The 16,564-nt window shown below is 57.1% G+C and carries 13 protein-coding genes and 1 pseudogene; 12 read left to right on the top strand and 2 right to left on the bottom strand.

Annotation, left to right across the window (positions count from 1 at the left end):
- Positions 1–10 precede the first annotated feature (10 nt).
- The 7 genes and pseudogenes from CVM73_RS18205 (at position 11) to CVM73_RS18175 (ending at position 5,652) form a co-directional block, all read left to right on the top strand.
- Positions 11–901 (top strand): SctD/MshK family protein, encoded by an 891-nt coding sequence (locus CVM73_RS18205; protein ID WP_100233416.1) that lies wholly within the window; start codon positions 11–13, stop codon positions 899–901.
- Positions 902–934: 33 nt separating this feature from the next.
- Positions 935–1,474 (top strand): hypothetical protein, encoded by a 540-nt coding sequence (locus tag CVM73_RS18200; protein ID WP_100233318.1) that lies wholly within the window; start codon positions 935–937, stop codon positions 1,472–1,474.
- A 2-nt stretch (positions 1,475–1,476) separates the two neighbouring features.
- Entirely contained in the window at positions 1,477–1,905 is a 429-nt protein-coding gene (gene sctY / locus CVM73_RS18195; RefSeq protein WP_100233317.1) for a type III secretion apparatus assembly chaperone SctY, read from the top strand.
- A gap of 8 nt (positions 1,906–1,913) precedes the next feature.
- Entirely contained in the window at positions 1,914–4,031 is a 2,118-nt protein-coding gene (gene sctV, locus CVM73_RS18190; protein WP_100233316.1) for a type III secretion system export apparatus subunit SctV, read from the top strand.
- A 107-nt stretch (positions 4,032–4,138) separates the two neighbouring features.
- Entirely contained in the window at positions 4,139–4,684 is a 546-nt protein-coding gene (locus CVM73_RS18185; protein ID WP_167406911.1) for a tetratricopeptide repeat protein, read from the top strand.
- A gap of 309 nt (positions 4,685–4,993) precedes the next feature.
- Positions 4,994–5,260, top strand: a complete 267-nt coding sequence (locus CVM73_RS41925; protein ID WP_488226282.1) for a hypothetical protein — start codon at positions 4,994–4,996, stop codon at positions 5,258–5,260.
- 40 nt (positions 5,261–5,300) lie between these two features.
- A pseudogene (locus CVM73_RS18175) lies at positions 5,301–5,652 on the top strand (hypothetical protein).
- 632 nt (positions 5,653–6,284) lie between these two features.
- Here CVM73_RS18175 and CVM73_RS40975 read toward each other — a convergent pair.
- A complete protein-coding gene (locus CVM73_RS40975) occupies positions 6,285–6,470 on the bottom strand; it encodes a hypothetical protein (RefSeq protein ID WP_100233314.1) in 186 nt (61 codons plus the stop codon).
- Positions 6,471–8,136: 1,666 nt separating this feature from the next.
- Here CVM73_RS40975 and CVM73_RS40970 point away from each other — a divergent pair.
- The 5 genes from CVM73_RS40970 to CVM73_RS18145 all read left to right on the top strand — a co-directional run bounded on the left by CVM73_RS40970 (position 8,137) and on the right by CVM73_RS18145 (position 14,528).
- Positions 8,137–8,346 (top strand): hypothetical protein, encoded by a 210-nt coding sequence (locus tag CVM73_RS40970; RefSeq protein ID WP_245452325.1) that lies wholly within the window; start codon positions 8,137–8,139, stop codon positions 8,344–8,346.
- A gap of 420 nt (positions 8,347–8,766) precedes the next feature.
- Entirely contained in the window at positions 8,767–10,119 is a 1,353-nt protein-coding gene (locus tag CVM73_RS18160; protein WP_100233415.1) for a M16 family metallopeptidase, read from the top strand.
- Entirely contained in the window at positions 10,119–11,552 is a 1,434-nt protein-coding gene (locus tag CVM73_RS40355) for a M16 family metallopeptidase (protein WP_430641305.1), read from the top strand. Before CVM73_RS18160 ends, CVM73_RS40355 begins: the two co-directional genes overlap by 1 nt.
- Positions 11,553–13,000: 1,448 nt before the next feature.
- Positions 13,001–13,750 carry a P-loop NTPase family protein gene (locus tag CVM73_RS18150; protein WP_092302639.1) on the top strand — a complete coding sequence of 250 codons (750 nt, stop codon included), beginning with the start codon at positions 13,001–13,003 and terminating at the stop codon, positions 13,748–13,750.
- Positions 13,751–13,808: 58 nt separating this feature from the next.
- Positions 13,809–14,528, top strand: coding sequence for a hypothetical protein (locus CVM73_RS18145; RefSeq protein ID WP_100233313.1), 720 nt, complete (start codon positions 13,809–13,811; stop codon positions 14,526–14,528).
- 1,829 nt (positions 14,529–16,357) lie between these two features.
- Here the strand turns inward: CVM73_RS18145 and CVM73_RS18125 are convergent.
- Positions 16,358–16,564: transposase domain-containing protein (locus CVM73_RS18125; protein WP_146006607.1), on the bottom strand; the 207-nt coding region annotated here is incomplete at its 5' end.

The following is a 16,564-nucleotide window of genomic DNA, read 5'->3' as shown; positions in this document are numbered from 1 at the left end:
GAAACCGACCGTGAATGAACCAAATTGCCCGCATTTCGAAGTGTTGTCGGGGTGTTACTCCGGGCTGACAAGTAAAGTGGGGGTCGGATCGTGTCTGATTGGCAGCAGCCTCGATGCTGATTTGATCTTCGTCGAACAAGGCCTCGAACCGCACCATCTTCGTGTCACCCCCCATTCCAATTCAATCGAGATCGAGGCCCTTGCGAGGGACGTTAGGATCGAGGGGCACGAGACTGTTTTACCAAACGAATCCATTGTTGTCCCTCTTCCTGTCGTTTTGCATGCCGGGGCGATGTCCATTCGCTGGACGATCGAGGACTACAAACAAGCTGGCTCCATCGACCGCCGGCATATATCGCTCGTCTTTCTTGCTTTGGTCCTGATCAGCTCTGCCGCGGTTGGCGCAGTCTCACCCAGTTTTGTCCAGACCGACACCACCGTGGCGTCAAGTCCGTCGTCCCCTGCTCCGGACATTGCGCCCAAGCTGGCGCTCAGCGCTCCTGATGCTCTGGCCACCGATGCAGCTGCCGAACGGTTGCAAGAGGAAGTTGACAGAGCGGGCCTTGTCGGCATCAAGGTCGGCTCTGGGGCGGGCGTTGTCACCGCCGATGGCACCGTTACGCCCGCCTCGCTCGCCACATGGCGAGACGTCCAGCAGCGGTTTGATCACAATAGCAATGGCGCTTATACGCTCGTCAATGCTGTGGCTATCAAGGATGAGAAGACGCCTCCCGCAATTGGGGTCCAAGCGGTTTGGCGCGGGAGCGACCCTTATATTGTCATTGCTGGTCAAAAGTATTTCGTCGGCGCGCTCTTAAGCAATGGATGGACCGTCTACGGGATCGAGGAAGGGCGTGTTCTGCTGAGCCGGGATGGCCGGCTTGCCACTCTACCCTATTAACGTTTTAGGCCGCAGGTAAGGAAGCAAAGTGCCATGACTAGGCTGCCCCCCGATCCCGTCGAGCCCGGCACCTCTTTTCAGGGGCCAAACGTTGATCATCATGCATCTGCCAACACGCCGGTCAATTCTCGAGCCAAGTCCATCGGGATTGACCGGACGCGTGGCAATGATCCTAAGAGCCACACCTCACTTTCTCGTCACAGTGACGTGCTGGATCGGTTGGTGGACGTCACGATCGAGAGCGCGCTCGAGCTCAGTTCGATCGATGCAGTTTCGCGCATCAATCTAGACGAGGCGCGCGCCCCGCCAGGTCAGATCGAGCCAAGCTCGGAACTCTCTTGGCTTAATGAGCCCAATCTTGCGCACAGCCTGCTCTCCTTCGTGACGCCGCGCTTACGTCATTCGCATGTTCTGCGTCCAGAGCAACACAGCCTTCTCCTGGAGCGTTTGGCTGATACGCTATCAGCGGCGCCAGAGGATTTGGTGCCACGTGAAGGGGCCGCCCTTCTGCAACTCGAGCTGCAACGTTTAATCCTGCTCCGGCAGAGTCACAATGGCTTGATCAAAGGCTAGCAATGGTCGTGCCAGACAAAGTGCAACACTTCACATCTACACAGCCGCCGATCGTTTCCGAAGCCGGCGCTATCGAGCTGATCTCCGGGCCGGAGCGAGATTTGCTCTGCGTGCTTTCTTATGTCTACCTTGCGTGCGGACAGAGCGCCAAGAGCCTGGCTCTGTTGCGGCTGGTCGCTCACGAACAGTCTCAAGACATCGGCCTGCTCCGCATACTGGCCTACTCTCTCATCTCGGAGCGTCGCGGTGACGAAGCACTGTCGGTATTGGACAGGCTTGACAAACTGGATGACGAGCCGTCTTCGTGTCCGCCCTTGATGCTGATGCGCAGCCACGCCCTGCGCCACGCTGGCCGCATGACCGAAGCGCAAGCCGTCTTCAAACGCTATGTTTTGTTGCGGGGCAGCACAGCTGCAATCAAACAACAATAAGGCTTCTCATGGCCAACCTTCTACGAAATCTCATCACGCGCGCGCCGGCTCACCCGGATTTGATGGTCGCGCTGATGCTTCTTCTTGCGATCGGAATGATGATCATGCCGATCCCGATCGTCATGATCGATATGCTGATCGGTTTCAATCTGGGGTTTGCCATATTGCTGTTGATGGTAGCCCTGTATCTCAACACGCCGCTCGACTTTTCGTCCCTGCCGGGCGTCATCCTGATCTCCACCGTCTTTCGTCTCGCTCTTACCGTTGCAACGACGCGACTGATCCTCGCCGAGGGCGATGCCGGCAGCATCATTCATACGTTCGGCGAATTTGTCATATCCGGCAACATCGCCGTGGGCATTGTCATATTCCTGATTGTGACCATGGTGCAGTTCATGGTTCTCGCCAAGGGCGCCGAACGGGTGGCGGAGGTATCTGCGCGCTTCACGCTCGATGCGCTGCCGGGCAAGCAGATGGCGATCGATGCGGAGCTGCGCAACGGCCATATCGATCAGCACGAAGCCCGCAGCCGGCGCGGCGCGCTGGAGCGAGAAAGCCAACTGCACGGCGCGATGGACGGTGCTATGAAATTCGTGAAGGGCGATGCCATAGCCGGACTAATAGTCATCTGCATCAACATGCTGGGTGGCATCACGATCGGATCGCTCTCCAAGGGCATGTCCCTCGAGGAGGCGATGCATCATTATACCACCCTGACGATCGGTGATGCGCTCATTTCGCAGATTCCGGCCCTGCTGCTGTCAATTACAGCCGCAACCATCGTCACTCGTGTCAACGGTCCTTCCAGACTCAATCTCGGCGCCGATATCGTCAACCAACTTACGGCCAGCACACAAGCGCTACGCTTGGCCTCCTGTGTCTTGCTTGTGATGGGGTTCGTTCCTGGCTTCCCTTTGCCGCCCTTTGTCATACTGGCCGCGCTGTTCTCCGCTGCCAGCTTTCTCAAGGTTGGCGTGCAAGAGGGCAAGACTGCTCTCAAGGCCGGCGCCGGTCCCACCGGTTCGGCTCCCGCTTCCCCACAAGGTCAGAAGCAAACCGTGCCCGCGGAGGCACTTCCGATTACGCTGTTGCTAGCGCCGAGCCTGATGCAGGCAATCGACGTAGGGGAACTCGAGCAGTGCGTCGCACGGGTTTCGGCACTAGTTTCAGCTGATCTTGGCATCACAATTCCACGCATTCCCGCCCAAAGCGCACAGCACCTCGCCCAATCGCAATTCCGGGTGGATGTCGAAGGAGTGCCGGTGGAAGAGGGCGCCATTGACCCGACACAACTCTTACTTAACGACGACGTGGCGAATATTGAACTAAGCGGGATCCCCTTTCGGCAGGACCCAGACACGAATCGGATCTGGATCGAACAAGGCCATGCGCCCGCTCTCAAAGCTGCCGGAATAGGGCACCACCGTCCGAGCGAAATCATCGCCTTGCGCGTCCAGTCGACGTTGACACGCTATGCACAGCGCCTGGTGGGCATTCAGGAAACGCGTCAGCTGCTTAGCCGGATGGAGCAGGAATATGCCGATCTGGTGAAGGAGGTGCTGCGCACGACGCCGATCCCTCGCATCGCGGATGTGCTACGTCGCTTGCTGGACGAGGGCATCCCGATCCGGAACACCCGTTTGGTTCTGGAGGCGCTTGCAGAGTGGAGCGAACGGGAGCAAAGTGCCGTACTGCTCACCGAATATGTGCGCTCCGTTCTGAAGCGGCAGATCTGTCACCGCTATGCCAACGCCCATCGTGTTGTGGCGGCCTTTATCGTCGAGCGTGAGACCGAGGATATCGTGCGAGGTGCGGTGCGCGAGACCGCTGTCGGTCCCTACCTCGTTTTGGAGGATCGGCAAAGCGAGATGCTACTTGCACAATTTCGCCAGATCCATTCGAGCATCGCACGTAGTCAGAACCAGCCAGTTATCCTGGGCTCGATGGATATCCGGCGCTTCGTCCGCGGCTTTCTCACCCGCAATGGAATAGACCTACCTGTTCTCTCCTATCAGGATCTCGCCTCGGATTTCACCGTCCAGCCGATTGGCTCCGTCAAACTTGCGCCTAGCAAGGACAAGACTCCTACAGGCGGGCATCGTGACCTCCTCCCTGCGGCCGGCTGACGAGCACAGGTTTGGGGGTCGTGAGGTCGCTTATGAATTCATGTAAGGTTAATGTTCTGCGGCGCCGGCGGAACTTTCGTCGCCATTCGTGCTCGGCCTTTCCCCCCATGCTTGCCATCGTGCTGCTCGCAGGTTGCGCTAACTCGCACAAGTCGGGTCTTTCACAGCAACCGACGTCCACGGCAGAACTGGTCGGGGCCAAGGAGGTCGATCCTGGTATGCGCGAGCGCATCGCCCACGCCCTCGGTCGGGATACTGACGAGAAGGCTTTGCGCGATGCGCTGAAGCAACGACCGGACAATGTTGATGCCGCGATTCCTCTTGCGCGGGCTTTGCTGGCACGCAAATGCCCGAATGATGCGCTTGAGGTGCTCGACGGGATCTTATTGGCAGCCCCTGGCGACCTGCGCGCATTGAATGCCAAAGCAGTTGCTCTCGATCACGAGGGCCGACATCGGGAGGCCCAAGAACTCTACCGCCAGGCTCTCGCAGCGGAACCCGCAAACCCGATGCTGCGGAATAACTTCAAACTGTCCCTCGCCCTTGAAGGTAAGACAGAGACCGGCGGCGCCAACCCACCACCGCAGGCAGACGGCCGGTACTTCTCGGCGCTATCTCGAACGAGCCAATGTGGGGGCGGATCGGAATGGTAACGTCTTGATGCTTAGCAGTCCGATTCCGACAGCTAGGTTTACCATCAACGCGGAACACTCAATCGGCGGCGGCCCCCGCGACCTCGTCGATACAAATGAGAGGCTTCATGTTTCAGCGCACCAGCAATTTATCCGATATCAAATGCGCCTCCGAGGCCGATGAAATGAGACCGCGCGCGACTAATGACCGGCACTACGCGTATCGCCCAAAGATTCGCTGGATATACTCTCATTCCTGAATTCGGCGCCATCGAGTTTCTCCTCTGATTCATTTTCGACTGGCCATACGCGCCGGTCAACGAGCCACCGGTGGTTGAGATCTCAAGATCTTCATTCGGGAACAAGCTGGGAGAGTTTTATGGCGGAGAGAGCATATTGCTGCGAATCAGCAGCGATACTCTAGCTCGGGTGTCTCGAAAGGCTCAACGCACAGGGGACATTGCGTTTTGCTTCGGCACGAAGTTTGGGTCGGAGGAAGCGCGATATTTCACCTATCAGCTCGGGAACGAGAGAGCCGGGCTCCTGAGAACGGAAGCCGTAGGTCGCCCGAGGCGAGCTGTTCAGGCGCAAAAATGATTGGCGCGAAACATTTCCTGCGTGAGATGAACTCACCTCAATAATAGATTTCCGGGCTACTCATCCGCTTGTCGATAACGCGGGCGATGTCTTGCTTGAACATCAGCTCCGGATCGACGGCACGAACCGCTCGTCCTCTCTCACTCTTTCAATCCGTGAGCGAAAGCCCGCGCAGCAGCGTTTGGCTTGTTGAGTTAAGTGACCCGATGATGGTGCTTGATCCCACCAAGAACGAGGACAAATGGAAAAACAAAGGATGCAAATGGCAACGAGCGGGCAAACCGCCTTTGTCTCTTGCCGCAACTGAACACAATAGCGGCAATGCCAGGTGTACCGAGAGTGCGGCAAAGCCCTCGAACGATCCGTATGATGATGAATATGACTTTATGTAGAGCGCATAGGCTCTCCACGAAGATAACCGGAGTCATTGGCCAGATCGACTTTGGGGAGGTCAGCCTCGCATCTCATGCTCTTCGCCATATAATTCTTGATCAATGATTTCTGCATCCGCAGGGGACGGCGGAGTTGCGCTTTTGATAAGCCGGAGTTTCCGTTTTCCTTGCGCGGCGCAACATCGGATCTTCCGGCTGTCTAGCGCGCGCGGACATTCATCAGGCGATCATTGAACACATCTGAGCTCCCCGCGGCTAGCAGATTTACTCGGCATGCCCCTCTTAGGGTCGGCTTTAGGGCTTAATGTTTGCACGGCACCGCGACGAGCGGTGCCCAACCAAGGAGTCCTGCTTGCTGAATGCGAACGCATCATCCCTCCGGGCAACGTAGCGGCGCGCTTGGTACAGCGTCGACGAGGGCGAAAGCAATCCACAGAGCTGAGCTATCCGGTGGTTCGACGAGGTCCCGGGATGTGCTGGCGGAGATGATGAAGCTGTTCGAGCGTTCTATTCGAAGCTCCCGCCTATTAATTCTCAGCGCGGCGCTTGCGCGACTGGATCGTTTGGCCAGCATTGCCTTTCATGATCCGACCTATTGGCCAGATGGTGGATACTTTCATCGTCGAGCGTAATCAAGCAGGACGTGCAGCAGAACAACTGAAGTATCTCTCGATCTCTGCGATCGCGCGTTCCTCCCACTCTGCAGCTTGCGCTAGCAATGAGTCCCGTTGGATTGGCCGAAATGCGGCGGACTGACGGCACAACGAAGCTATCGCGCGATAGCGGCGCACGTTTTCCATAACGGCCGGTCCGCTCATATGTGGATCTCCTCCCCTGCTATCCCGGGCAAGAACTTACTCAAAAACCGTTTTCGATCCCTTAGCGGTTGGAGTGGAAGCCGTGAATGGTTGGCAGAACCTTGCCGGCATGACGGAGGCCGATAATGAATGTATTCCACAAGGAGCCACATCCACATAAAACCTGGCTCGGCAGTGCTCCATCAGGGCGCCTCTGCACCCCGTTGGAGCTAGCGCGAGCGAGGCACGTTTCGGCCTGCAATCTTAATCAGGATGACTGTGAACTGGCCTGCCTTTGGAATCCTCACTAACTAATTTGAGCAATCCGTTTATTGGTGATTTGAAAGTCAGAGAGCCGGTGCTTTGTCGCCATCCTTTCGCCTCCATAAAGAGCAAACGGCACACAACTGTGGACTTTCTCAGTCTCATCGGAGCTAGCGAGATTGAGCGGTTGTTTACCTCGCCGGTCGACAACCGAAATGCAGCTTAGCGACGGATCCTCGCAAACACGCAACCCTAGGCAATCTACCAGGTAGCGTAAGCTTATCGCATAACCTTCCGAGTCTCTTCCGTAGCTCCGTTTACTTGATTTAGCGGTGCGCTGGCGCGGCGGGAGTGCACAGGTATTTCACTGAGAATTTAGCAGAATTGAAGAAGGCCAGAGATACTCATCGATACTCGTGGGAAGTAGTATCGCTGCAACTGCCGACAATTAAAGAGCTATGGGAACGAGGCTAACGTTCGGGATCCACTGGGACGCAGACTACCACCCATTGGTCCACACCCGATTGATACGGATGCCACGTGTGACGCTGACTGTCAAAACGTGCCGCAGTCCTACCCGTGAATTCGGCGGCGTCGTGAATTTTCTGAAACTATCGTGCCTGTCGGCATGGCGGGCCGAAAGAGCGCCCCTCGCGAGGTTAAGTGAGGCCGTTTTAGACCGCAACGAGCAATGACAAGTGTCCTCGGTTTTGGGGCCGTGTGGATCACAAAAGGCTACTGCGCCATTCAAGGGGACGCTTCAGCCAGCCGAACGACCTCTGGCCATCAGCCTACCAAAACAAGGAGACGACGGCCGCTTGTTTGTAACATATGCTCTGCGAGCGTACGGCTGACACAAGCGAACGGATCACATCAATTGTGCGCCGGCGCGCTCGCATCCCTACGCGTTTAGAGGCACTCGGATGATCACGCCATTTCAACGGAATTGGAGTCCGAAAGAATTATTCAATGCTCTTTCACCAACGATGTTCACCGCCGAGCCGTCAGCTGTCCGCGCACGTTGGGACAAATTGTGGCCTGATCTGTACACGGAATATGACGTCCGGTACTTGAAACAAGAATTAGTGGCGAGACTCTTATCGCTTCCGATGAAGCTGCTGCATTCTTCAACGCCTGGGCGATTGACGAAGAGCGCCACACCGACGGACTCATCCGGATCATTGAACTTGTCGCTAATGGATCCGAAAAGACTCTTCGGGAGAGATTGGAGGCTCGATCTCATGATTTTGGTCCGATCGTTGAACACCTGAAGGAAGAATTTTCCCTAATGGTTATGATCGTATTTGACGAGATGTGCACTTGTCGCGCTTATGCAGCAGAAAAGCCGTTTTATGAGGCCCTTTGAAACAAGACGTTCCATCATTGGCTGCAGGAGGTAATTACCGACGAGGCGGTCCACTCGATGAACGCCGTTAATGTTATCCGCTCGCGCTATCGCGATCGCATCGGCCAAGTCGGCACAATTCTTGATAACCTAATCCCCGCGGCCGATACTCTACGCTATTCTGGCACCTTCGTCCTGGACTACTTCGGCGCAGTGTACTCCAGGGAGCTGCTCGCCGGCTCCCGCCTCGCGACCATGAGAAATATTGCCAAGCCATTCATCGTGTAGAGCGAGATCTGTAACCGCGAGCCTACGTGAAACTTGGCCCGACGTCATACCGCTCTTCAAGTTTTCCATTCTGCCAGTTGACGCCGGGTTTTCTTGACGCGTCGTGCGTAAATGTCGTGTTCACGACATGTCGACGGTTCACCTTTTTCCAGGATGGTAGGTGGCAGTTCTGTTTTGTCTCCAGTTGGTGTGCGCGCGGCCGTGAGTACGCCACGCCAGCAACTGGCCCGGTGTTTGCTCTGCTGTTTGGCGAAACGAACGGCTCCGCGCTTTGTCGGATTTGTCTGCCATGAACGTGGTCAGCATGGAATGAAAGGCGATACCATGAGGAATCTGATTTCGGTCACCGCCAAGGCAGGAGGGACCGCCGCTAATACCTCCGGCTCGACGACGCTCACCGCGCCGGCGGTCGAGCACAGGATGGATGATAGCACTGACTTATATCTACCTGAAGAGGAGAGCGTCTTTGCCGACAGGGTCAGATCGGATCGACCCGCTAGCTTCACGCTTCAGAACGGCCTCCAGGTGCTCGCGATCCCGGATCATCGCACACCGGTTGTGACTCAGATGATCTGGTATAAGGTCGGCTCGGCCGACGAGCCGCCTGGCAAATCGGGGCTTGCGCATTTCCTCGAACACCTGATGTTCAAGGGCACCTCCAAACATCCGGCGGATGCCTTCTCCAAGGCCGTCCTGCGCGCCGGCGGCACTCAGAACGCCTTCACCGGGCTCGACTACACCAGCTACTTCCAGCACGTGCCGCGCGAGCACCTCGGCAAGATGATGGAATTTGAAGCCGACCGCATGACCGGTCTCATTCTCAAAGATGAGGACGTGCTTTGCGAGCGCGACGTCGTGCTGGAGGAATTCAATATGAGCATCGCCAACAATCCGCGTGCACGTCTCGCCGAGCAGATGACGGCGGCGCTTTACCTCAACCACCCCTACGGTCGCCCCATTATCGGGTGGCGCCACGAAATCGAAAAGCTTACCCGAGAGGATGCGCTTACTTTCTACAAGCGCTTTTATGCACCGAACAACGCGATCCTGATTGTCGCTGGCGACGTCGCCCCTAAGGAAGTCCGCTCGATGGTGACGGAGACATTTGGCGGCATCCCCACGCAAGCATCAATTCCCCTGGAACGCCTGCGGCCGCAGGAGCCGACGCCGGCCGCGCCGCGCACAGTGACGTTGGCCGACGCCCGCGTGGAGCAGCCAGCCCTGCACCGCTATTATCTTGTACCATCGGCTCGCACCGCGGCCGCCGGCGAGGGTCCAGTGCTTGCCGTGCTCGAGCAGTTGATGGGCGGCGGGGTCAACTCATATCTCTATCGCTCGCTGGTGGTCGAAAAGCAGCTCGCGGTCACTGCCGGAGCGAGCTACCACTCTGCCGCGCTCGATCCCTCGCTATTCGCGATTTTTGCCCTACCGAAACCTGGCGTCACACTCAGCCAGATCGAGCGCGCCATCGACGAGGTAACGGCCGACATTGCGGGTAATCCCGCGAGCACCGAAGATCTCGATAGGGTCAAGACGCGGCTGATCGCGCAGGTAACCTATGTCCAGGACAATCAGGAAATGCTAGCCCGCTGGTATGGCCGCGGCCTGACAACGGGACTATCCGTCGACGATATTCGGAGCTGGGCCGACCGCATCCGCGCGGTCGGTGCACAGCAGGTGCACGAGGCCGCGCCGAAATGGCTCGACAAGAAACGATCCGTGACCGGCTCTCTCATCAAAGAGTCCACCCCAAAACACGGGGAGAAGCTCTAATGATCCATTCGTACACACGACGTGAGGTCCTCCTTGGGGGAGCCTCGCTCCCAATCGCGATGCTCGCTTCGCCCAGTTCGCTTGCCGCCACGAGGACGCTTGCCCGGACCGGGATCGAGCGCCTGGTTTCGTCTTGCGGTATAGAAGCCTGGTTCGTGCAGGATTCCACTGTCCCGTTGATCACGATGGAATTTGCCTTCACCGGCGGCGCGACTCAGGACCCCGAACAAAAACCTGGCGTAAGCCAAATGGTTGCTGGCCTGCTCAAGGAAGGTTCCGCCGGCCTTGACTTCAAGACCTTCCATGATCGGCTCGACCATCGCGCCATTGATCTGCATTTTCACTCGACCCATGATCACTTCCGCGGTTCCTTGCGCACGCTTGAGGACAACGCAGACGAAGCCTTCGACCTTTTACGGATGGCGCTAACCTCGCCCCGTTTCGACGCTGCCGATGTCGATCGGATCCGTGCCACTGTGCTTGCGCGCCTTCGGCACGACTCGACTGATCCGTCGTCGCTGGCCCATTGCAAGTTCCTCGAAGTCGCCTTTAGCGATCATCCTTATGCTCGCCCAGCCGGCGGCTCGTTGGAAAGCGTGCCGAAGATCGCGATCGCAGATCTCAAGGGCTATGTGCGACGCGTGCTCGCAAAAGACACGCTAAAACTTGCGGTGGTCGGCGACGTCCGTCCAGAGGTCCTCTGCAAACTGCTCGACAAGACCTTTGGCAGCCTGCCGACCGAATCGGAAGCGGTACCGGTTCCCGAAGTCGTCGCAGCAAAGCCCCCGCAGCGGGTCTTTATTCCGCTCGACGTGCCGCAGACAGTAGTGACTTTTGGCGGTCCAGCCGTCCGTCGCAGAGAGCCCGATTTCATGGCCGCCTATGTCGTCAACCACATCCTCGGCGGCGCCGGCCTGACGTCGCGTTTGTTCCGCGAAGTCCGCGAGAAGCGCGGACTAGCCTACTCGGTTCGTGAGAACCTGGTCTGGCTGGATCATTCAGCCATGTTTCTCGGCAATAGCGGCACCTGCGCCGATCGTGCCGAGGAAACGGTCGAGGAAATCGAGAAGCAGGTCCGCCACATCGCCGAGGAGGGACCGACTCAGCAGGAACTCGATGATGCAAAGTCCTACCTGAAGGGCTCGCAAATGCTGGCTCTCAACACATCATCAAAGCTTGCGCGGACGCTGCTGCAGCAGCAGCTTGACAAGCTGCCCATCGACTATTTCGAAAAGCACAACGCCGTGGTCGATGGGGTGACGTTGGCAGACGCCAAGAGAGCAGCGCGGCGGCTGTGGGGCGATGGTCTGCTCACAATTATTGTCGGCCGCTCCCCAAAGGACGCAGCGCAGCCGACCACCATGCCATCGGCTACCACCCCGCCGCCAGGCGCCCTGCAGCTAGACGCTGCTCCGACGGCGCCACCGAATTGACCTTCTAGCAGCCCAGGCGCTTATCAAGCGCGTGGCTGTTGCGCACAAAGTGCGTCTAGCTGACCGCCTTTAGCTCGCGGAGATATTCGCTCGTGGACAGTTACCATGCGGCCGCTCGAGCACCGTTTCTGCTCAATCGAGTTGCCAAACAAGCAGTCCGGGTTGAAGTCTTCAGGGCAACCAAATGCTAGATAGAAAAGGGTCCCAGCGAAGCCTAAGTTAAGGCACTGTCGTCCTGCCATTGGCAATACCTCAGACGTGGAGATAACCAGTTACCAAATGGCTTGCTCCTAATTCTTTTCATTTCCATGGTCGGATCGGAGCTCTTCGCAGCGCCAGAGGATCGCTACTTTCGGCCGCCTTCGGCGTGTGCTCGATCTGCGTTAAGCCCGCAGGCGGGCGTTATGTACCCTGGCGCGCCCTTCCAGCGCACACTCTAGGGGTGTCTGGCAACGCTCCGGTGGTTGCCCCATATGAAGGCAAGCATGGCGTCGCTTTACGCCGAGGCCGAATATGCAGAGCAACTATCTAAAGCGCGACCGACCAGAAGAAGCGAGAAATGGACGCGCACCTCGCATTCCATTTCAGGCGGGCGCACCTAGTAAATCGAAAGGGTGGTCAGAGTGGGAGCTTCAAAACGGTAACGTACACCGTCCGCCGCACCCAAGGAAGCGGCCCACCGAGAGCGCACACGCGCCAGGCCATCTGCAGCTTCCCGCAGCGTCATCAGTGAAATCTGTGCCCGAGGGAAGGATCGCCGGTCCCATTCGCTCGACCCCGGCTTCTTTTGACGGAGCGTCCTCGATGTCGCTTCATCACCGATGTCGCGCCGCCGGGCGTGCCCCCCTTACCTCTCGATCTCGATCTCCAGGAGACGATAATCTCGCCTCGACGCGAACAGATGCTTGCTTGCTATTTGCGTCAGCTACCCATTTCAGCGCTCGCATATCTCGATATTCTTCAGCAGAGCGAGAGCTCGGTCGTTGAGGGTCATTGTCCGCCGAAAAGTCGGACGATCTGATCCAGCAGACCTTTGATGATTTCGTCAAGCCATAGTCGTATTGCGTAGCACCGCCTTTATTTCTTCCGCGAGTTCGCAATCTGACGCTACGTAAGATTCGGTAGCTTCATGCCCATCTAGATGGCGGCGCCGATAGATAACCTATGGCAATCGCAACGATCATCACAGGCAGAACGTTGGTTCTTGGCCAGCCGCTTACAAACCTCACGTAGATCACCACTACAAGTGATTTACTCCCCATTCTCGACCTGCATCGTCGTTGCAATCTAAGGACGTCACTCGCTTGATGTTGACAATGTTCATCGGTTGCAGAGCTCTCGCATCCGAAGGTTCATTGGCCCTTCTTTCTGCCATGTTCGCACCCAAAGCAGAGACGCGCCGGTTGCGCAGTTCGCGACGGCTATAGCGAGTGTCTCAGGAGATTTCCATGGTGAAGCCAGTTGTAATTGTGGTAGGTGCGGACAAGGGAGGAGTCGGCAAAACGACCGTATCACGAACGCTACTGGACTACTTCAGCGTCAACAACGTGCAAACACGCGCATTCGACACGGAGTCGCCGCGGGGAACGCTGAAGCGCTTTTATCCCGAGATCACCGAGATCGTTGACATGACGACGACAGCGGACCAGATGAAGATCTTCGACACCCTGAACTCAGGGCTGTCCGTCACTGTCATTGATGCTCGCGCAGGCTTACTTTCTTCTGCGCTGGCTTCCTTGCGCGACATCGGATTTCTGGACTCGGCGCGGTCTGGCCAGATAACATTCGCCGTGTTCCATATCTTGGGATCATCCATCGCTTCGCTGGACGAGATCGCGGAGACCGCGACCTTCATGAGCGGCGCAAAGTACTACCTAGTCAAGAACTTCATCAACGACACTCAATTCTTCCAGTGGGATCAAGCGACCTATAATTCCTATTTTCACCGCATCAAACATGCGACTGAGTTGGTCATACCGAAGCTTAACGAGATGGCTTATGAGCAGGTGGAAGTCGCATCAGTCCCATTCATAGACTTTGTCGCAAACAAGGGGCGGAACGATGAACCCGCGAACAACTCCTTCGTGCTGCGCGGTTATGTCCGGCACTGGCTGGCAAATGTCTGGAGCGAATTTGATCGCATCAACTTGACGGAATTGGCCGGCGCCAAGTCCGCCACCCGAGCCGGCGAGAAGTAGCCGCATATTCGCCGAGCTCGGTCGGGCCCACGCACGAAACGAAATTGATCTGCTGGCTATGTTAGCAACTCCCATCTACATCATTTGCTCTCCTAGCCCGCAGGTCGGTAAAACTCTCATCGCTCGGGCCATGAGCGAGTTCTTGCTGCTGAAAAACGGCACAGCGCTGTCGTTTGACGTCAACTTGAAAGAGCCGTCGTTGCTCGACTACCTCCCCAACATCACGGAGACTGCGGATGTTATCGACACTTATGGCAAGATGCAGCTGATGGACCCTCTTATTATCCACGACCGGGTAGCCAAGGTGATCGATCTCGGCTTTCACGCCTTCGACGAATTCTTCAGGATGTGCGAAGAGATCGGGTTCATGAAGGAGACGGCGCGCTGCTATGTCGCCCCCATCATCCTCTTCGTCGCGGGCGCTGACCGCATCTCCTTTCGAGGTTATGAAATGCTGCGGCGCCGAATTCCGCCGGCGTCGCTGGTCACCGTCCACAATGAATTCGTGCTGCGTGGCGAGTTGCCTGAAGCGATGGATGGCGAGCGGGTGCTTCGGATTCCCGCGCTTCCAATGTTCCTCAAGAGATATATCGACCGGGTTAGCTTTTCCTTCACTGGATATCTGCGCAACGAGAAGGACTGGTCAACCGAGCTGCATCAATGGATCCGACGGAACTACGGCATGTTTCGCGATCTGGATTCGAGTGTGATGCTGCGAAAGGCCTATCGATCTCGTGGCACGGACATTGACAGCCTACGTTGCACAAGGGCTACTTGAGAACCCGATCTGCTCGCCATCTATTCGTCCGGCCTATGAGTAATCTTCGATGGCGCTCTCAACGGGACGCGAACGCATGAATTGCGGTATACGAATCTTCAGTGGACTGGGCGTCTTTGCTCGCCGAAAGAACAGGCGGGGAAGTCGCATGTTCTCGGATGCAATTATTCGGCAGGAATGCGGAGCCAACGAATGGCCGCTCGATGACTATCGCTATGCTTGATACTCCAGGGACGAAGCATCTGTGATGACTTCAATTGATGCTGCATTAAGTGAGATCAGATCGCTGCGGAGCGAAATCTGGCGGTGCCGTCGACTCCTTAAACGGGACCTACCTGCCGCGGAGCGCACGGCCGTTGAGAATCGTCTGGTTGAACAACTTTCTGCCTTTGAACGGCTCCTGTCGACGGCGTTTCCTTTGACCCTTGAGCCCGAAACGGTATTCGGCCAGGAGCATCACGATCGGGCAAACTGATTCCCCTGAAGCGCCCATCGACAACGCCGTAACGGCAGTTCCTTCGGGAAGTCGATCGGCGGATAACAAAAGAGGTTTCCTGGCTCTATCTGTATCTTGAGCCCGGGAGCCGAAACCAGGCTATTCTCCAGCTGAGAAACCTGAAGAAGACCACGACGGAACACCCTCCAACGCTAAGGTTCCAGCGATCTTTTGCCAGTTGTAGCCGACTTAGCCACCTGCCCGGAAAATACTTGATTGCCGACCATAGATTGATGGGCGGCACGATTCCTGCAGATGTCGGCCGTAGCCACCGCAGTTACCCAGATTGTCCTTCCGACCAGCTATGGGACCAAGCCGATGGCAATCTCAAGGCGGGCCCAAAGTCAGCGGATGGCTGCAGCGCTGAAGAGCGCAACTGCTTCAGTGCGAAATTGAAGTTCAGAGCGCATTGCAATCTCGTAGTACGCGTGGGCGCACATCGATCGCTGATCGGGGCCAATCGATCCACGGAGCTCGGCCCCCGGATAGATGAACTGCGGCCCGGCAGGCTGATGCTTCAGCCCGATCGACTTTCGGCCACGCTGGCCAAACTCTGGCCCGCAGGTCTGAACAACCTCACTGTCGCTCAATTTCTGCGACTGCCACTCGGACGCCTTCACTCTCGATGGAGGACGACCGGAAGCCTATTGAGACGCCGTCTTGGTCCTTCGTTTCTCTCCGCCGCAATTGGCATCATGCGGCGGCATTCGCTGCGTAAATTCTTGAAATTGTCCCTAAGGCAAAAGATGGCTACCTCCACATCGCTAAGCCCTCTAAAGCGGTCACAGAAGCGCATCAGGTCTAGTCTGCATGACATTAAGACTTGCTCGGTCCCACGATCTCGCGCACGAGCTTGTTCTGTGCACCACGTAGCTGCGATCGCGATCACGATCGCAGCGAGGGCGGATGCACAGCAATGCGCATTGCAAATCCAGCTCATTCGTTGCTCTTGATTCACCAAACCTGTCTTAAGCCGCATATCCTTCACTGTTATTCCTTGCCCCGCGAGCGTAATCTGTTTGCCGGATTGGGCGCCTCGGCAGCCATGATCGCGCCTGTTGCGGGGCAGCCGCAATGATTACGGCCTCCGAATCATCGTCCCACCACGCGCAACGCGCTTATTGCGAAGACGGAGGTACGACAAAGATCGGCCGTTTAGCGCATGTGTGGCGATGCTGTCTCCTCCGTGGCGTTCTGCTTCGCAATGCCTACAACCTGACGCCACGGTCGATTCAAGCACTTTGAGCGTCCGGCACGTGTGAATACGTGCTGAGACGGGCATACCCACATTGGTGGCAGTAGGACGAACTTCGTAAGCGGCAAGCTGAGGCCGTCAGGTGGCGTGGTTCCATGGCATAAGCGCGTCGATTTCGCTGTTGGGCCAGCCGTTGGCGATACGCTGAAGTGTGAGAGCAAGCCAAGCGAACGGATCGACGTTGTTCATTTTCGCAGTCTGCAGCAGCGTTGCGATGGTCGCCCAGGTTCGTCCGCCGCCGTCGCTGCCAGCGAAGAGGCTATTTTTTCTCGTGATTGTTTGTGG

This window comes from Bradyrhizobium forestalis (assembly GCF_002795245.1).
In the GTDB taxonomy this organism is placed as follows: domain Bacteria; phylum Pseudomonadota; class Alphaproteobacteria; order Rhizobiales; family Xanthobacteraceae; genus Bradyrhizobium; species Bradyrhizobium forestalis.
The sequence above is the reverse complement of the archived record's forward strand: the minus strand, read 5'-3'. Positions and strand labels throughout refer to the sequence as shown.